14 protein-coding genes and 2 riboswitches are annotated in these 17,619 nt (G+C 64.6%); all 14 genes read right to left on the reverse strand.

Annotated elements, in window-relative coordinates; genetic code table 11:
- Positions 1-156 precede the first annotated feature (156 nt).
- The 14 genes from CDN38_RS27210 to fdxE all read right to left on the reverse strand — a co-directional run bounded on the left by CDN38_RS27210 (position 157) and on the right by fdxE (position 17,546).
- Positions 157-1,362: a PPE family protein gene (locus CDN38_RS27210; RefSeq protein ID WP_075511538.1), complete on the reverse strand. Its 1,206-nt coding sequence runs from the start codon at positions 1,360-1,362 to the stop codon at positions 157-159.
- 580 nt (positions 1,363-1,942) lie between these two features.
- A riboswitch (M-box (ykoK) riboswitch) is annotated at positions 1,943-2,118 on the reverse strand.
- Between the two features lie 372 nt (positions 2,119-2,490).
- Complete coding sequence (locus CDN38_RS27220) at positions 2,491-3,747, reverse strand: PPE family protein (protein WP_075511627.1); 1,257 nt, start codon at positions 3,745-3,747, stop codon at positions 2,491-2,493.
- 522 nt (positions 3,748-4,269) lie between these two features.
- Positions 4,270-4,445, reverse strand: a riboswitch (M-box (ykoK) riboswitch).
- A gap of 167 nt (positions 4,446-4,612) precedes the next feature.
- Positions 4,613-6,448, reverse strand: a complete 1,836-nt coding sequence (gene eccA5, locus CDN38_RS27225; RefSeq protein WP_075511537.1) for a type VII secretion system ESX-5 AAA family ATPase EccA5 — start codon at positions 6,446-6,448, stop codon at positions 4,613-4,615.
- On the reverse strand, positions 6,445-7,656 hold the full coding sequence (eccE, locus tag CDN38_RS27230; RefSeq protein WP_075511536.1) for a type VII secretion protein EccE: 1,212 nt from the start codon (positions 7,654-7,656) through the stop codon (positions 6,445-6,447). The genes eccA5 and eccE overlap by 4 nt, the downstream gene beginning before the upstream one ends.
- Positions 7,653-9,413, reverse strand: coding sequence for a type VII secretion-associated serine protease mycosin (gene mycP / locus CDN38_RS27235; RefSeq protein ID WP_075511535.1), 1,761 nt, complete (start codon positions 9,411-9,413; stop codon positions 7,653-7,655). The genes eccE and mycP overlap by 4 nt, the downstream gene beginning before the upstream one ends.
- Entirely contained in the window at positions 9,391-10,902 is a 1,512-nt protein-coding gene (gene eccD, locus CDN38_RS27240; RefSeq protein WP_075511534.1) for a type VII secretion integral membrane protein EccD, read from the reverse strand. Before eccD ends, mycP begins: the two co-directional genes overlap by 23 nt.
- A 270-nt stretch (positions 10,903-11,172) precedes the next feature.
- Positions 11,173-12,075 (reverse strand): ESX secretion-associated protein EspG, encoded by a 903-nt coding sequence (locus CDN38_RS27245; protein ID WP_023363995.1) that lies wholly within the window; start codon positions 12,073-12,075, stop codon positions 11,173-11,175.
- Between the two features lie 98 nt (positions 12,076-12,173).
- Positions 12,174-12,458, reverse strand: coding sequence for a WXG100 family type VII secretion target (locus CDN38_RS27250; RefSeq protein ID WP_023363993.1), 285 nt, complete (start codon positions 12,456-12,458; stop codon positions 12,174-12,176).
- A gap of 50 nt (positions 12,459-12,508) precedes the next feature.
- Positions 12,509-12,805 (reverse strand): WXG100 family type VII secretion target, encoded by a 297-nt coding sequence (locus CDN38_RS27255; RefSeq protein WP_036410127.1) that lies wholly within the window; start codon positions 12,803-12,805, stop codon positions 12,509-12,511.
- Between the two features lie 341 nt (positions 12,806-13,146).
- Positions 13,147-13,446 (reverse strand): PE family protein, encoded by a 300-nt coding sequence (locus tag CDN38_RS27260; RefSeq protein WP_075511533.1) that lies wholly within the window; start codon positions 13,444-13,446, stop codon positions 13,147-13,149.
- 305 nt (positions 13,447-13,751) lie between these two features.
- Positions 13,752-14,981, reverse strand: a complete 1,230-nt coding sequence (locus CDN38_RS27265) for a PPE family protein (RefSeq protein WP_075511532.1) — start codon at positions 14,979-14,981, stop codon at positions 13,752-13,754.
- Positions 14,982-14,991: 10 nt separating this feature from the next.
- Positions 14,992-15,291, reverse strand: a complete 300-nt coding sequence (locus tag CDN38_RS27270; RefSeq protein ID WP_075511531.1) for a PE family protein — start codon at positions 15,289-15,291, stop codon at positions 14,992-14,994.
- A gap of 265 nt (positions 15,292-15,556) precedes the next feature.
- The gene (locus tag CDN38_RS27275) at positions 15,557-16,771 is read right to left on the reverse strand and encodes a PPE family protein (RefSeq protein ID WP_142361374.1); all 1,215 of its coding nucleotides are present in this window, start codon (positions 16,769-16,771) and stop codon (positions 15,557-15,559) included.
- A 580-nt stretch (positions 16,772-17,351) separates the two neighbouring features.
- The gene (fdxE, locus tag CDN38_RS27280) at positions 17,352-17,546 is read right to left on the reverse strand and encodes a ferredoxin FdxE (protein WP_075511530.1); all 195 of its coding nucleotides are present in this window, start codon (positions 17,544-17,546) and stop codon (positions 17,352-17,354) included.
- Positions 17,547-17,619: the final 73 nt, after the last annotated feature.

Below are 17,619 nucleotides of genomic sequence, written 5' to 3' on the forward strand. Positions count from 1 at the left end.
TGAATATTTCGCTGTCACTCCACTGGGTGGTTGCTGGAGAATTCCTGGGAGGCTGTCAGGTCGCGTCGCCCGGAGGCGCAACCCCATGCTTACCGAGTCAGCGGCCGGTAACGGCGACTAAGTCATCGGTGCATCGGTGCGCACCGATGCCGGCGACTAGCCCGCTGCGGGAGGTCGCGCGACGAAGGTGGGGCGGAAGCCGTACTGGGGTACAGCGCGTCCGAAGGGCTGACCGGCCATGTTGCCGAACGGCACACCGGGCATACCGGCCGCCACCGCCGGCGGAGGGGCGACCATCGGCGTGCCTCCCAAAGCCGAACCCAGCGGGCTGTGCAGCGGCGCGGCCGCGGTCCACGCCGGCGGTACCGACAGCTTGCCGACAATGCCCGCGTTGCCCAAACCGGCCGAAACGGCGCTTCCGAGGCTGCCAGTGGACGCAAGCGGGCCCGCCGCCAGCCCACCGCCGACTCCAGCCGCGGCCGCACTCGCATCCTGAGCCGCATCCGCAGCTACTGCGCCAGCCAGGACGCTAGCCATGAAGGGTGCAAACGTGCTACCTGGGACGAAGAGCCCAGTCGAAGTGATGGTGTTCCAGACATTCGCGTTGGGCCCCCAGACGTTCCACAAGGTCTGCCACCAAGCAGGTCCAGACCCGGTCAGCAGGTCCCAAATCACCTGTAGCCAGGATGTGCTGTTAGGGCCCGAAAGTCCCTGCAATGCATTAGGAACCATGGAAATCAGCCCGGACAGCGTGCTCGGCTGATTGCCGGCCGAGTTGCCGGCGGCCTCGGTGACCGCAGCCGCCTGGGCGGCCAGCCCGCTGGGGTTGGTTGACTGCTGAGGCTCCACGAAGGGGCTCAGCTGAGTGGCGGCAGCCGAGGATCCGGCGTAGCCGTACATCGCCATGGCATCTTGGGCCCACATTTCGGTGTACTGTGCCTCGGAGGCTGCAATGGCCGGGGTGTTCTGGCCCAGGACGTTTGTGGCGATCAAGGCCATCAGTTGAGCACGGTTGGCCGCGATCACCGGCGGAGGGACGGTCGCGGCGAAGGCGGCTTCGTACGCTCCCGCGGCGGCCTCGGCTTGTACCGCGGTCTGTTCTGCCTGGACCGCGGTAGTGTTCATCCACGCCACGTAGGGGGCGGCGGCGGCCGCCATCGATGCCGATGCCGGGCCGTACCATTCTTCCCCGGTGAGCGCCGCGAGCACCGAGTGATAGGACAATGCGGTGGCGCGCAATTCCGCAGCCAGGCCCTTCCAGGCTGACGCCGCGGCAAGCATCGGGCCCGAGCCAGGCCCCGAATACATGCGGGCGGAATTGATTTCGGGCGGCAGCATTGCAAAGTCCAGGGCGACGGTCATCGCTGGCCTCTTTTCTCATCGGCTGTAGTAGTGCTGTTGGCGCCGGCGGCCGCAACTGAACCGGCGCCTGGACGACCCGACGTCGCGGTACCTGATCGGTGGACTGCCATCACCTGTGCGGCCACCGCCAGATCCGGACTGGGGCGTTGAATCGTGTTGTGCTCGATCGAGTTTGATTCGTCGCTTGCAGGATTTATCCTCCGCAGTGGCAATGGCCAGTTGCCGAGTGCGGGTGCGGTGTTCGTGTGGCACGGCGCCGGGGGTCGTAGACGGCACAGCTGCACGGGTGATCGCAAACGACATCAAACTTCTCCAGGACGAAGGACCCAACCCGGATCGATGGTGTTATTCATGTGCTCTATCGCCACGTCTCCAAATGCGGAGCCGCGCAACTAGAGAATCAGGCGAACCCGTTCAGAAGGTGAAAAAGGCGCCGGGGTCGGATCGGAACGAAATGCTCGTCGGACTCGGATACGGACTATCGCCGGGACTCATCTCGCTCTCACCTCCTCAGGGCCAGGGCACACGGGGATGCCAGGCAGATTGCACACGGGGTGAGAGCCCAGGGGAACAACTGAGCGCGGCACCCCTCTCGTCAGAGCTTTGGCACCACACGGCGTATCCGGCTAGCCGAAGCCGGAAGCCACTTGGGCTCAACCCTTAAGCCGGGAAGAGCTGTCCTGACCCTGGGCGTCTTTCGACGTTCGAGGTCAGTGGCCTGTATCCGTGCAGACGCCTCACCTAGCGAGGTGCATGCAAGAGCAATCGTGACACTTGTGGCGATGGGAGTCAACCCAACCCGCCGATAACGGCAATACCCCGCTGGTGAACAAGCGGCAACTATTCGCCGTATCAGGTGGGGGTATGGTAAATCGCGCATATTGCGGTGCCCGGTCAAGCCGACCGTACCGACGTCTGGTCGCAAACCGCCTGTGCGACACGGTATCCCGGAACACCCTGGGGTGCGCCGGCGATGTCCTGGCGACAGGGCCAGCGATGATGAGCCGGACCAACTGCCCGGGCCCTGATCCGGATCTCGTTGCGAGACACTGGCACCGGAGCCGCGTGGAACTGCCGGCAGTTGCAGGTGCGTGCCCGCGAACTTCACCACCAACATCGGCCTCGTCGTCAGCCCGCGGCGGGCGGCCGGGACATAATCGTCGGCCTGAACCCGTACCGAGGACCACTGCCGAAGCTGTGTCCGTAGACACCCGGGGCGGGCATCCCCGGCACGCCAGGTGTACCGGCTGCGGCGTCGGGGACACTGGCGGTGCTGGTCCAGCCACCACCCGGGGCGGCGGCACCGGCGTGGTTCACCACCTGTGTGGCCGCCGTCCAGCTCTCCGGCACGGACAATCGACCGACCAGCGCCGCCCGATTGAGCCCCGTCACAACGCTGCTCACACCTGTCGGCGTCGGCGCCGGCGCCGACGCCGAGGCCAATCCGGGGAAGTTGAAATGGCCGCCGTCGGGTGGCGAGATTGCCGGCAGCCCGCCGGCCTGCAATGAGTTGAGGTCTGCCATGGCACCCGTGATTGCCGGCGTGATCAGGTCCGGGCTTACATAACCGGCTGACGTGAAGCCGTTGACCAGCGAGGAGTTGAAGAAGGTCCCGTAGGGGTTGCCGTCGGCGCCGTCCAGGAAATTCAGGATATCGGCGAGTATGTTTCCCAGCACCGGAAGGTCAGCCGCAGAATTCACAGCTTCAGCTCCGGACAGGGCCGATGCCGGCGACGCGAGTCCTTGGAGTGCGGACGGCACTGCCGACATCAGTTGCGGCAGCTCCGACTGCGTCACAGTAGCCGCCGCGCTGCCGGCGGCTTGAGCGACGGCCGCCGCCTGGCCGGCCTGCCCTGCTGGGTTGGTGGTCTGCGCCGGCTCGCTAAACGGTGTCAGCGTCGAGGCCGCCGCAGCGCTGGCCGCGTAGCCATACATCGCCGCCGCATCCTGAGCCCACATTTCCCCGTACTCGGCCTCGGTGGCCGCGATCGCCGGCGTGTTCTGGCCGAATATGTTGGTGGCGACCAGCATCATCAACCGCGCGCGGTTAGCCGCGACCACAGCCGGCGGCACCGTCATCGCAAAGGCGGCCTCGAATGCACCCGCCGCCGCTGCTGCCTGAGCGGCAGTCTGCTCGGCCTGGACACCGGTGATGCTCACCCATGCCGTATACGGGGTCACTGCAGCCGCCATCGATGCCGATGCCGGGCCAAGCCAGCCTTCGCCGGTCAGCTCCGAGATCACCGCATCGTATGAGGCTGCCGTCGAACGCAGTTCGGCTGCCAGCCCATCCCAGGCCGTCACGGCAGCCAGCATCGGCGCCGAGCCCGGTCCGGAATACATGCGCAGCGAATTGACTTCCGGTGGAAGCGCTCCGAAATCCATCATCTTCACCTCCTTTTATCCGACTAGAGCTTCGGTGGCCGCGTCGGCCACTTCGGTCGTGGTGTGGCAACCAACGATCTTCGGCGCGACGGCCGTTGGCGGCTTCTGATCAGCCGCAACTGGTCGTTGGCCGTGGGTGGCGAATCGCGTTGTGGTTACCGCAGTTACGTCGTTGACTGCTTCGTGCAGCGATTCCTGTTGTGTCCTAAGGAAATACATCGGACTTCTCCTCTTGGAGGTTAGTCCAACCGGGCTACGGAGCCTCGCCGCTGGGGGTGGTGTCGGGCAGTTACCAAGAGCACGTACGTTTGCTACGTAGCGCGCCTAGGGTACTCGGCGCCAGCCGATTCAGACGGTGGACAAAGCGCCGTTGACCAGATCGGGATGAATCGGTCATGACTTTCATAGAGCCGCTATTGATCGGGTCCGTTCGGCCCACCTCCTGTCATGATCGGGGCACACGAGGGTGCCGCCGCGGTTGCAAGATCCCGGATGAAGTCACCCTCGTGGAATTTGCCAGGAGCGCCACCCCGGTCGTCCGAGCTTCAGCACCACACAGCGTATCCGGCCGTAGCCGCCGCGGAAGCCAGTTGGGCCTAACCCATAGGGACCGGCACCGGGTAAATCTCGAACCCCTTATCGGCGGTGTGGGGCAATGGCCATTCTCCGTGCGGAAACCCAGGCTCACGTGGGCACACCGGCACTTCTGTGGCACCGCGAGCACTAGGTCAACATCGCCGTTGCACGGTGGGTGACTCAGCGGAAAAGTCTAGGTTCTCCAAATGGGAACCGGTCACGACGGCCGCGCGGGTGCGCTAAACGCTTGCGTTGGAAGGTTAGCTGTCGACGTAACGCGAGACAGCCGCTACGTCGTTGTCTTCTTCTCCGCCACTGCGGCGCTGAGGCCTTCGGCAAGGTCCTCGCGGGTGAGCTCCTTGAACCGGAGCATCTGGTCCTCGCTGAAATCGGTCAGATCGCTGTTCAGTACGGCATCGAGATCAGCGTCGTCCAGGCGGAAACTACGGTGATCGCGGGCTTTCTCGACGACGTTGCGCACGAAGCCGGCGTTGCCGAGCATGTCGATGCCCCGGATCAGATCGCCGTCCTCGGAGTAGGTTTGGTCGTTGTAGAACTTGGTGTACGACGGCAGCAACACCTGGGCGGCTGCGTCGGTGATGACGTCTTCATTCTCCCGGCCCATCAACCGGGTCAGCGCGATCAACTCTTGCGGGGTGTAGCTGAAGAACTCGATCACGGTCGAAAACCGCCGTCGTAGACCTTGATTCACTTCAAGCATCTTTTCCATTGCCTTGGCATAGCCGGCGCCGAAGACCACGAGTTCGTCGCGGTGGTTCTCCATGTAAATCAGCAGGGTGTTGATGATCGCGTTGCCGTAGGGGTCGCCCTGGGAATAACCACGCTCGTGCAGTGTGTGCATTTCATCGAAGAAGACCGCGCCACCCAGCGCACCCTCGAGCATTTCTTCGGTGTTCTTCTCGGCATCGGCCATGTACCGGCCCAACAACTTGGTGCGACTGGTCTCCACCACCAGCGGCTTGCGCAATACCGTCAACCCGCAGAGCTGCTTGGTGAATGCCCTTGCCACCGAAGTCTTTCCAGTACCCGGCGGCCCCAGCAGCAAGGTGTGACGCGATGTCACCGGAACGGGAAGCCCCATCTTGGCCCGCGCCAAGTTCACCTTGGTCGTCGCTTTGATGAGTTTGATTTCCTTCTTGGCCTTTTCCATGCCGAGCATCGCGTTCAGCTCGGCATCCCCTTCCGCCAAATACTTTGCGGCCATCTCGGCATGGCGAGCAGCCTCAGTTTGGGCGCGGGTCGGCGCACTATCCGGATCCCACGGATCTTTGCGCGCTTCAATAGTTTCCGGATCGGTTAGTACCAGCCGGAAGTTCGGATTGTCCAGAGCTTCGCGGGCCGGGGTGAACTTGGGGTCGCGCGAATAGACCCGGCGCAACAGTTCAACGGCTTCCTCCTCGCGGCCCACATGCCGCAAGCACATGCCCTGCGTGTAGAGCGCGATGTTGGCTGCACCGGGCACCCGGTCCCCCTCGATGGCTTCTTGCGCTCGCCGGAACGCCTCCTCGAAGACGCCCAGTGATGCCAGCGCGGTGGTCGCCATCGCCGCGCCGGCGGCCTTCAGTTCCGGGTGACGCCATGGCGTTGCCTCGGGAAACTGGTTGAGCACGTCGGGCCAGCGTTTGGTGCGGAAGTAGAGCACGCCCCGCACATAGCTGACCAGTTCGGTGTCGAAAGGATGGCGGGGGTCGGTGGCGTCGAGTAGTTCGGCCGCCTCCTGGTAACGCCTGTTCTCGGCGAGGACCGCAGCGTATGCGCATGCCAGCGAATCAACGCTGGTGACTGCCAGCCGCAGAAACAACCCGTCGGAGACCTCGGGACGGAACTGCAGGTCCGTCACGCCGAGACGGCGGGTCTCCCAACCGAATGTCCTGACCGCCGCCCAGGCGCCGGCGAGCACTTCGATGCTCTGGTCGCCAGCGAGGATTCGGGCCAGCCAGGCATCACACATGCCGGGATCCAGCTTGGTGGCGGTGGTGAACATTTGCGCCGCCACTTGTGGGTTGTGGCTGGGTTGTAGGCTATTGACCGAGATTCCAGAGGCGAGCAGACCGGCGACCAGGGCGTTGCGGGCATCTTCAGCGGTTGACTGCGGGCGAGTCATTGCCCTCCGGACGAGCTTGCTGCGTGCTCCTGTACTTGGTCCACAGGCAGCTCAAGCTCGTCGTAGTCACGCAATTCGCGACTGGGCACGACCAGTCTGGAACGTTTCCCCGGCACCGGCAGGCTCGCGCGTACGGCGGCCAGCTGGCGGCCGGTGAGGCGGTTGAGCCCCGCCGTGAGCTCCTTGGGCAGACGTGAATCGCTGTGATAGCGAACCCACGCCGACATCTGCGGCCGACCGGCACGCATCGTCAGCCGTACCGTGATCACCGTGGCGCCCACCTCCGGGGTGTCCGGCAACCACAGGTGGTCCAACGTCTCGGAAGTGATGTCCGACGGCGTCACCCAGAAACTGGTGACGAACCCATTGAAATGCTTGAGGCGACGCCAACCCGGCCGGCGCCAGGTCGGCTCCAAATCTGCCAAGACCGCGCTGTCGACCTCGGCCAACTCATCAGCGGTCAGCGGCCGCGCCGCGCAGGTTTGACCGTCCAGATCCTGAACCAACCGCTCAGTGGCCGCCACCAACGTAGAGGCCAACGAATCGCGGGAGGCGACCGCGGCCACGTTGCGCTGCGGATCCATCCGCAACACCAACCAGGTACGGCGCCGGTTGGCGGTGGGCTTGTCCCCCACCACTCCCCACTCCTCAGGACCCCACTCGTCCAATGAAGCCGACGCTTTGGCGGCCTCGGCGCCGCCGCGCACTTCCACCGATACGATGTCAATGCCATCGAGTTGGATGTCGAACTGTCGTAAGTTTTCAGCAACCGCGCCCACCGGCAACACCGCCGACTGCGAGGTCCGATGACGATGTCGGCCCGGCTGGTCGCCCTCACCACCGTCGACCTCGATCACTGTGAGCAACTGGCCCTGATATTCACGCACTCCGACGGTGTCACGTCCGAAGTGGCGCTGGTGATCGATGGCCGGCGTACACCCCGCGCCCAGTGCCGTACCCGGATCGGCAGACCGATCCCACAGCCAGGTGGCGATACCCGAGGTCACGGTGATCCCGTGATAGGTGACGATCGACAACAGTGTCAGCACCACCGCAAGGCCTACCCCGACCCACCATGCGACGCGGTACTGGCCCTGCCACGAGTCTGGGCAGTGGCTGGCGACCACGAGTATGACCACGTCCGCCAAGAACACCGTCGTCAACCGCGGCCACGACAAAGCCAACCCAAACCTATGCTGAGCCTTCATCGCTGCTTCCGTGATCGTCGCATCAACGTTGCTGTACCGAACACCGCACCGCCTATCAATAGTGCCCCGGTCAATCCCCCGGCAGCCACCCAAACCGGGACCATATTGCGTTCGGTGGGTGGTTTCGGCAGCGCCAGCGGCGCTGACAGTTGCTTCGGCGGCTGGACCGGCCCTTCTGGCACATCCCAGGTCAGGGCTGCCACCGGGTCCACCACACCGTAGCCGACTTGGTTGTCCACGCCGCGAGCGGGCGGCCGGGCGGTGTGAATCAATCGGTTCTTGACCTGGTAGGCCGACAATTCGGGGTACTTCGCCCGGACCAGGGCCACTACCCCGGACACGATCGCGGCGGAGAAACTGGTGCCGGCCGGAACCAGCAACGTGTTGTCCGGGCCGTCAATCGCGTTGATCAAGCCGTCGTCTCGAGGCGAAAGGCCGACGACGTCGGTCCCCGGTGCGGCAATAGACACCCACGGCCCGGCAATGCTCATTTGACTCATCGGCTGACCATTGGCGTCGACTGCGCCGACCGTCAGGACGTAGTCGCTGAACCACGACGGGGTCACCACCGTGGTGACCGCGTTCCAGTCACGGGGATCGCTGGGCTGCAACGGATCGAAAACCGGGTTCTGTTTGCAATCCTTCTTGCTGCTGTCGCCGGCCGCGGCCACGATGACCGCGTTCTTGTCGACCGCCGCGTAGTGGACCGCCGCCCCCAACACCCGTTGATCGATCACATTGCGGGCGCTCATGCATGTCACGTCGGAGATGTTGATCACCGAAGCACCCATGTTGGCAGCATGCACGATCGCTCGCGCCATGGTCTGGACATTGTCGATCTTTTGCGACGTCTGCGGATCTTCATCGCCGGTGTACGGGTCTTTGAGACCGAAGGCCTGACTCGATTGGCGGATGGAAATCAGTTCGACATCCGGGGCGATTCCGCTGAACGCGTCGGGCGGCGGCGCTGGTGAGGGCGGCGGGTCGAGCGGATGCGGACCGCTCGGATTGTCGATGCCGATTACCCGCCGGCCACCGGAGTAGCTGGGTATCGTCACCGTTCCACCACCGTGGGTGCCGGCCGGAGCCTGACCCGGGGCCGCCGGAGGCACCGGGCCCGGCGCCGGGGCGGCGCCCGGGGCCCCCTCCTCAGACGGTGGAGCCGGAACCACGGTGATCGTCTGGGTCTGCGGCGGGACCGGTGACAGCGTCACGGTCTGCGGTGGTGGCGGCTTCTCCGTGGTGGGGATGGTGACGGGCCGGCGCGGAACCGCCGGAGGCGGCGCCGCCCCATTGGCCGGAGCCGCGCCGATCATCGACGCCACGATGGTTCCGTGAGCATCGCAGTCCGACAAGCCGTCACCGCCGGCCATCACATAGTCGCCGCCGGGAATCAGGCGCGGAAACCTGGGGTGCGGCGTCACGCCGGTGTCGATGACGGCGACTTTCACGCCCTCGCCCCGGCCGAACTGCCATGCCTCGGTGAGGTTCAGCATCTCCATGTACTTGGGCGGCAACCGAAAGTCGGTGCCGGGTAACGTTCCGACTTCGGTGCAGTAGGAGTTCTGCTTCATCGGGGCGACGGGTCCGGGCGGACCATCAGGTGGCAACGCTGCCGGGTCGATCGTCGGGGGCGAAATCGCGTGCGCCGGCGGCAAACCGGCTAGCGCACCCGAGGCAAGCAGAATCGCGGCGACGGCCGCGGCTGGGCCGCGACCACGCCGCAACCTGTCGTTACCGGTACCGAATCGCTGCATAGACATTCATCAACCACAATGCCAGCGGGAAAATCGGCATCAAGCAGAGATATTCGATCCATTCCACGAACTTGCGGAACAGCGGGCTGTAGATGGTGTTGGGCACCACGGCCGCAGCTGTCAGACCCGCCGCCGGCAGCAGCACCAGGATCGACGCGGCGATCGACACCGACAACGGTGAGGCCAGCACCAGCGCATACCGGATAACCACCGCGGCGACGACGATCACGGCGGTGGCGGCCAGGGTGGTCGCCTGCCATCGGTCGACGTACGACCGTCCGCGCAACAGCAGGAACCCGGCGGTGAATCCGGCAAGTAGTAGCGGCAGCCAGCGTTCCCCGGTGTGCGGATTGCACAGCGAAGTCAGGGAAATGACCATCAGGACACCGAGGCCCACCAGCAGGCCGCTCAGGAATGACCGAGCGCGTTCGGCTTGCAACACCACATCGCGCACCGATGCCGGCCCTTCGAGGGTCGCCGGACCACCACCGGACCTCACCACCGTCGTGGGCAGGTCGGGACGGGCCTCGAAAACCCACCTGCTGGTGGCGGACGGAAACACCGGTAGCCGGATCCCGGCCAGCCGCCGCGACAGCGCGGGGGCTGCGTGATAGAGCAGGACGCAGGCCAGCACCGTGCTACTGAACAACGTCACCGCGCTGGCTGCGGCGACCATCCGGGCCAGACCCGCAAGCGTCGCCACCACGCTGATGGTGACGATCGCGGTGTAGATCCCTAGCCGGCGACCGGTGAATCGCAGCGCCAACGCGGCGGCTACTGACAGCACTCCGAAACCCAGCACCGCTTGCGGCGACCCGACCGGACCGGGAGGCGCCGCCGCGGCGGCCACTGCCAGTGGAGCGAGACCGCTCATCAGCATGATGTCGGCAACGCGCCGATCCGGGTCAGTCTTGGCGCGCATCAACAGCAGCATCGACACCGCCAACACCAGTACGGCGACCACTGACGCGAAAATGGTGGTCAACCACGTGTTGTGGTGCCACCTCCACCAGCCGAGCACTCCTGATGCGAGGACGACGCCGATGGCCACCATCGACGCCCCGACCTGTACGGCGACAACCGGATCGATCGAGGCGAATCGCTTGCTGAGATTGGACGCAACCGCTGTGGAGATGTGCTCGATGACTTGCGACCGCTTCTCGGTGTCCGGGATGAATCGGATCCACAGCCGGTCGCCGTCATAGACCTCTTGTTCGGTCAGCGACTGGGTGGCCCGCAACGGCGAGCCGTCGACCAGACACAACGCCCACCTGCCCCGGCCGGTGGCCTCCAGGGGAGGCTCGCCGAGCTCTCGGAGCCTACTGTTCACCACTTTCAACAGTGGTTCGGTCATCACCGACACCGGGGCATTGGCATCCAGCAGCACGCCGATCTGGACGCCGATACCGGCCATGATGCCGACGACGACGGATCGGGGCGACGAGACGCCCTCGATTTCGGTCTGTGGCGCGTCAGCTACTGCGGTCATCGTCCTGTACCCCCTGCCGTGGCGAACGTGGTAGCCCATGACTTCAGCCGCGCCCGGGGCACCGTCGGTATGCTCACCGAGGCGTCGCCCCGGGTGAGTTGCGGATCGACCAACTCCGAATTCATTTGCCTCGCCTCGCGACTAAATGGTTGTGGTTGACGTTTGCTTTTCAATTGTGCAGCCGCTAACAGAGCAGTATGCCCGGTCCGCATCTGGCTCGCATCCTATGTTTGAAAGCGTTGTAACACTTCGTTTTTCGTAACAGCGTTGTTAAACCCTGCTGTGTGTTTTCCACTCGCCGTACGGCAGCGTGTCCAACACGGTCTTCACCCCGACTTGCACCAACTGTGGGGTTGCCGGGCAGATAGCCAGCCACGCCTCCCCGGAGCCCGCGGTTCGCGCCTGCTGGTAGAGCGCGATGCGCCCACCCGATCCGTCCTTGAGGGACAGCACCGAGGCGCTCGGACCCTTGGCGTCGTCTCGGTACTGCCGTGCATAGACCGCGACCTCGGCCGCAGGATCTGATAACGCCTGGCCCAGCGCGGCCACCGTGGAGGCGCTGATGCCCATTCGCCGCAGATCGCCGCCGGAAAAGACGTTGAAGCCGGATTCCTGCCATGACTTGGTGGCCTCCAGCATCTCCTCCAAAGGCACATTGACCGCATTGATCGCAGCAGGGTCCGCATGGTGAATCGATTCCAGCCCGTCTATCACCAGTGCGGCGATCGATGCGCTGTCGGTTACCGAGACGTCGTCGACGGTGATGTCGTTGCCCACCCGCACCGCGGACACCCAGTGCTGGCCTCGGCGGGCCAGCACCACCCGGAACTCGTTGTCCGGAATGTCGCGTGAACCGGGCGGCTGGTTCTCGTCATCGACTACCCCGTACAGCAACTTGCCCCGGGAGAGCAGGGCTACGACCTCGAGGTCTGGCGCGGCGAGCACCCTCATTCGGGCGGCCACCTGTTCGTTGACCGTGTCTCCGACGACAATGCCCTGCTCGCGCATGACCGCCATTCCGGGATGCTCATTCAGCCAGTCGTTGTTGTCGGTGGATACGTACGGCCGGCACCGCAGCTCGGGCGCAACGTGCCGAATATCCAGCAGCGCCTGGAGCATCCAGAAGCCGTCCACGTTGACGGTGATATCGGTGCGCGTGCTCTGTTGATCCATGCCTAACCTCAGAGGTCTTCAGTTGATCGACTGCCGGTCAACTGCAGGACACGGCAGCACACCCGGTGTTGGTGTGCTGCCGCGCCCGAAGTTTGGTTTTAGGCCCAGCTGGAGCCGACGGCGCTGTCGGTCTGCGCCATGTTGCTGCCGGCGGCCTGGACCTTCTGGCCGTGGGCGTTGGCCTGCTCGTAGATCACCTGGAAGTTGCGACCCAACTGGGTGATGAACTCCTGGCAAGCCACCGAACCGGCACCGCCCCAGAAGTCGCCGGCAGCCAGCACATCGCGAACGATGGCCTGGTGCTCGGCCTCGAGCGACGCCGCCTGGGCCCGAATGGTGGCGCCGTGGGCGTCGACATCGCCGAACTGGTAATTGATGGTCATAGTGGTGTTCTCCTAACCAGTGAAAGCGTACGCAGCTGTGGCTTTGGGCGCTAGCTGCTGAGGATCTGCTGGGAAGCCTGCTCTTGCTGCTCGTAGTTGTTGGCGTCGCGGATCAGGCCGTCGCGCACGCCGTGCAGCATGTTCACAATGTTGCGGAAGGCCTGGTTCATCTGACCCATGGTGTCCAGCGAGGTGGCCTCGGCCAGACCGCTCCAGCCCGCGCCGGAGATGTTCTGCGAGGACGCCCACATCCGGCGGGCCTCGTCCTCAACCGTCTGAGCGTGCATCTCGAAGCGGCCCGCCATCGCCCGCATCTCGTGCGGGTCGGTCATAAAGCGTGAAGTCACCTGAATTTCTCCTTAATTGCCTAGATCTTGCCTAGCTTCGCTAGATTATTTGTCGTCTGTTGTTTGTGGGTGCGATGACCGGCCAGCTACGTATTCACGCAACCGCCGACCGGAGAACTATGGATGATCCCCCCTTCCAGCCGACTGCCACCGGCGTCGCGGCACCGCGACACCGCGACACGGACATCGGTCCCCGACCGCAATCGGAATCGATGACTGCGGCACCTCGGAGCACATGCTCGGCCGCGTGGCACGCATGCGCAATGACCCACCGGCGAGAGGTCACCGTAGAACTCACGTCCGTAACCGCATCCCTCCCCGGCCCACAACTGCCAGCGTGGTCAGCCGGCGGCGGCGGCGTTGGCGGCCTCGGTGGCCGCATACGAACCGGCACTGGTCGCCAAGGTGTTAACGAACATCTCGTGAATCGCGGCGGCCTGGGCGCTGACCGCTTGGTACATCTGCGCGTGCGCGGCGAATTGAGCCGCGGTCAAGGCCGATACCTCGTCGGCGGCCGCTGGCACAACCCCCGTCGTAGGGGCCGCCGCAGCGGCGTTCTGAGCGCTCATCGTGGTGCCAAGACCCTGCAGGCTTGACGCCGCAGCCGCCAGAGCTTCCGGCTGTGTGTTCACAAATGTCATGCTGTTTTCCTCCCTCGATTGTCCCCGGCACCGCTCTACTGCAAGCAAGAGAGTAGATGACCGCGCGGCGCCAGTTTGCTTTCAACGCCACCATTTAGCAAGTGTTCACGTGTTGGCACGGCAAATTCACCTGTGGTAACGACACAGTAACAGCGGGAAGGGCTGTTTGTCGTCCGCTCAGCAAACTCCCAACCAAACGCTTGTAAAGTTGGGCGTCGACACCCGTCGAGATCTGCTGACCCGGGCATGCTGGCGCGTTCCGGGTAGAAGATGCACTGTCGGCGAAACACGGTGCAGCTTGGCCGTCAGCCGGCGAACGGTGGGCGGGCCATGACAGTGGGCCGGAAGCCATAGCGGGGCCCGGCGCCTGCCGCAGCGCCGGTGCCGGCGCCGGCGAGTGGCAGGCCGCCCAGCAGATTTCCGGCTGCCGTGTCCGGCGCCGCGCTGACAGTACTGATCGGCAGTGGGGACGCATGCCCAACCGTCGGACCTATTCCCGAGATCGCGGCCGGCACCGACAGCTTTCCGACAGACGCCGCCTGGCCCATGCTCGCGGCCACCCCACCGCCGCCGCCCAGCAGTCCACCCAGGCCCGCTAAGCCGTTCGCGGCGGCGCTGCCGGCGGCCGACGAAGCGGCCGGTGCGAGGCCCTTGCTCAGCGACAGCAACGTATTCGCCATACCGGTCGAGAAGTATGGCAGGCCCTCGACGTTGTAGATGGGACCGGCGAAGTTTCGGAACGCCGTAATGAACCACTGCGGGTTCAACGTGCTGTTTCCGCCTATCCCGGTTAACACCGAGCCGACGATCGAATTCGGGTTGAAGGCCACCGACCCCAGTGTTTCGCTGGTCGGAGTCAACCCGAGGAGAGCGACGTTCGAGGGCGAGGCGAGGTTTGCCAGTTGGGTCTGCAAGCTGTTAATCAGGTCCGACAGCGTTTGTTGCGCCGAGCCGGCCGCAGTGCCGACCGCCTGGGTGACCGCGCCGCCCTGCACGGCCTGGGCGGCCGGGCTGGTGGTCTGCGGAGGCGACGTGAACGGGGTGATCTTCGTAGCGGTAGCTGACGAGCCCGCATACTGGTACATAGCCGCGGCGTCTTGAGCCCACATTTCGCCATATTGGGTCTCAAGCGCCGCGATAGCGTTGGTGTATTGACCGAACACGTTGGCAGCTAGCAGCTGCGCGAGCTCAGCACGATTGAGCGCGACCAGCTGCGGGGGCACCGTAGCCGCATGCGCGGCCTCATATGCCGCCGCCGCGGCCGTGGCCTTGTTTGCCGCCAGTTCGGCCTGCGTGGCGGCGTTGCTCATCCAGGCCACGTAGGGCGCGACCGCCTCGGCCATCGATGCCGACGCCGGACCGAGCCACTCTTCGCTGGCCAGACCGGTGATCACCGCTTCGTAGGCCGTAGCGACCGCGTTCAGCTCAGCTGCCAACCCATTCCACGCCGAAGCAGCGGCCGTCATCCGCCCCGACCCCGGTCCGATGTACATCAGCACGGAGTTGATCTCCGGCGGTAGCGCCCCAAAATCCATTGCCTGACCCCTATCTGCTCGCGACTGCGTTCGCCGCCTCGGTGGCCGCATACGAGACGGCACTGGTGCCCAAGGTCTTGACGAACAACTCGTGGATGGCTGCCGCCTGCGCGGATGCGACCTGGTAGATCTCGCCATGTGCGGCGAACTGCGCCGCGGTCAGCGCTGACACCTCGTTTGCGGCCGCTGGAACCACCCCTGGCGTGGGTGATGCAGCGGCGCCGTTCTGGGCGTTCAGTGCTGAGCCGATGCCTTGCAAGGTAGCGGCAGCAGCCGACAATGCTTCTGGCTGTGTCGTCACAAACGACATCAGTTTCCTCCCTCGAATAACCCTGTGCCTCGCCGGCTTCAGGGCATCCCGTCCCGTGATCAAGTTATTGGCAGCTATGGCTGGGCATGCTTTCGATGCCAACTATTCATTCCTGGACCGATAGTGTTCATTTATTGCCATCGAGGATTAATCTGCAGTTGGGTTTTGAATCCGCTGCTATGCCGTTTGTCGCCTCCAATTGGTTTAACGAACTGGATGAATCGCCGAACCCTCAATCCCATAGTGATCGAGCCTCCGTCCTGAGTCACCCGGCCGACGGCGGCCGGGTGAGTACGTTGTAGCGGAATCCGTACTTGTTGACGTAGCCGGCGGTGCGCCGACCGGCACCGGTCAGCGGTATTCCGCGCAGTAGTCCCGATGTTCCGGCGTTGGTCGTGGCGTTGAGGGCACTGACGGTTCCAGGTTCACCCGACAGTGGGCTTACTTCTGAAGCCGTGATGGCCGCCCAGGTCGGGGGCACCGACAACCGGCCGATGGTTGCGGCCTTGCCCAGACCGGCCGCCGGGGCGCCCCAGGAACCGCCCACCGCCCCCGGCGGCGCCAGCGCCCCACCGAGCGCGGGATTGGGCGCAGGAGCACCCGGTAGCAGACCGCCACCCCACGCGATAAGTGAATTGACCGAACCCAGCGCGAAGTACGGGTAATTCGTGACCGAATTCCAAATATTTGACGAGTTCCCGAATATTGTGGCCAATAGTCCGGTGGGTCCGACGAACCAGGGCGGAACCGCCAATGACGACGGGGTCAACGAAAATCCCAGTTGCGTCAGAATCGAGTCGATACCCGCTATTGGTGTGGTGGTCGATAGCGGCCACGTCAGGCTGCCCAATAACGCAGTCATCGACACGGTCGGCACAACGGTGGGCGCCGAGTTGGCTGTCGAGGCGGCGACGGCCTCACCGACCGCGGCGGCCTGCCCGGCCACTGCGCCGGGTTGGGTGGTGGCAGGCGGCGGCTGGAACGGCGTCAGCTGTGAAGCGGTCGCCGAGGAGGCGGCATAGCCATACATCGCGGCGGCGTCTTGGGCCCACATCTCGGCATATTGGGCCTCGGTGGCCGCGATCGCCGGGGTGTTTTGTCCGAAGAAGTTGGTTGCGATCAAGGCGAGCAACAGCGCTCGGTTGGCCGCGATCACCGGCGGCGGCACCGTCATCGCGAAGGCGGTCTCATAGGCGGTTGCGGCCGCGCGGGCTTGCATGCCCGCTTGTTCGGCCTGCTCGCCCGTCGCGTTCAACCAGGCCACATACGGTGCGGCCGCGGCCAGCATCGACGCGGACGCCGGCCCTACCCACGGTGAGCTGGTCAGTTCGGTGATCACCGAACCGTAGCCCGCGGCCGCCGTGCTCAATTCCGCGGCCAGCCCGTCCCAGCCCGCCGCGGCGGCCATCATCGGACCCGATCCCGGACCGGCATACATTCGTCCCGAGTTGACCTCCGGCGGTAACGCCCCGAAGTCCAACACCACCCCTCCTTAGCCCACTTGTTGGCCGACCGCGGTCACCACAGCCAAGCCGGTTGCGGCTACACCATCACCTTGACCGCGAACACATCACGGGCCAGCACCGCTGGCCCCCGGCCTGTAACCCCAGGCCGCACAGGTTCCCGATGCTCATCAGGAAGCGAGCCCTCGCCATCCTGTGAGTCAACGCACTAGCGGCAGTCATCGCTCAGCCGACACCTGGCTCATCTGCGACCGCTACGGCGCGAAAAGGTCGAGATTCTAGCATAGCCATCAGCAAATTCGCTCGTTTCGAACCCGTTGCATATCAAACACTTTAGATTGCGGCACGGGGTCCATCAGGCCTACACGCCAACAATTCATTCCACGCAAACAATCGTTAAGCTGTCGTTAAACCACGGGTTCAGTTGAACGCGGGCGACCTGCGCAAAGAGCCGTCAGAAGCGGTACGAAACCCAGAATCATCCGGACTTGCCACCCACCGTTGCCCGCCGGCAGGTACGAGTTTCCTATGCGCAGCGCCGTCGCAGCCCGCTACAGATCGGTGAATGCTATGAAATACCGTCGTAACCCAGTGTGATCAGTCCTCGTCGAGGATGAGCGCCATCTCGGGGCACGATGCGACACCGTCGCGGGTCAACTGCTCGTCCTCGGGGAGCACGACGTGCTCCTGGAGTATCGAGTAGCCCGAATCGTCAATCGGGAACAGCTCCGGAGCCACCGCGTAACACTGGGCGTGCCCCACACATCTCGAATGCTCGAGACGAACCTTCACGTGGTTTCCTCCCTGGACCCGCTCAAGCGAGGCTAGTCGAACAGGCTGCCAACCGGCCAGACAGCGCTCATAT

The sequence above is a fragment of the Mycobacterium ostraviense genome, assembly GCF_002705925.1.
GTDB lineage: Bacteria > Actinomycetota > Actinomycetes > Mycobacteriales > Mycobacteriaceae > Mycobacterium > Mycobacterium ostraviense.

Bases quoted from the DNA above. Each gene is read 5' to 3' on its own strand.
- CDN38_RS27210 (WP_075511538.1), bottom strand. From the start codon at position 1,362: ATGACCGTCGCCCTGGACTTTGCAATGCTGCCGCCCGAAATCAATTCC.
- CDN38_RS27220 (WP_075511627.1), bottom strand. From the start codon at position 3,747: ATGGATTTCGGAGCGCTTCCACCGGAAGTCAATTCGCTGCGCATGTAT.
- eccA5 (WP_075511537.1), bottom strand. From the start codon at position 6,448: ATGACTCGCCCGCAGTCAACCGCTGAAGATGCCCGCAACGCCCTGGTC.
- eccE (WP_075511536.1), bottom strand. From the start codon at position 7,656: ATGAAGGCTCAGCATAGGTTTGGGTTGGCTTTGTCGTGGCCGCGGTTG.
- mycP (WP_075511535.1), bottom strand. From the start codon at position 9,413: ATGCAGCGATTCGGTACCGGTAACGACAGGTTGCGGCGTGGTCGCGGC.
- eccD (WP_075511534.1), bottom strand. From the start codon at position 10,902: ATGACCGCAGTAGCTGACGCGCCACAGACCGAAATCGAGGGCGTCTCG.
- CDN38_RS27245 (WP_023363995.1), bottom strand. From the start codon at position 12,075: ATGGATCAACAGAGCACGCGCACCGATATCACCGTCAACGTGGACGGC.
- CDN38_RS27250 (WP_023363993.1), bottom strand. From the start codon at position 12,458: ATGACCATCAATTACCAGTTCGGCGATGTCGACGCCCACGGCGCCACC.
- CDN38_RS27260 (WP_075511533.1), bottom strand. From the start codon at position 13,446: ATGACATTTGTGAACACACAGCCGGAAGCTCTGGCGGCTGCGGCGTCA.
- CDN38_RS27265 (WP_075511532.1), bottom strand. From the start codon at position 14,981: ATGGATTTTGGGGCGCTACCGCCGGAGATCAACTCCGTGCTGATGTAC.
- CDN38_RS27270 (WP_075511531.1), bottom strand. From the start codon at position 15,291: ATGTCGTTTGTGACGACACAGCCAGAAGCATTGTCGGCTGCTGCCGCT.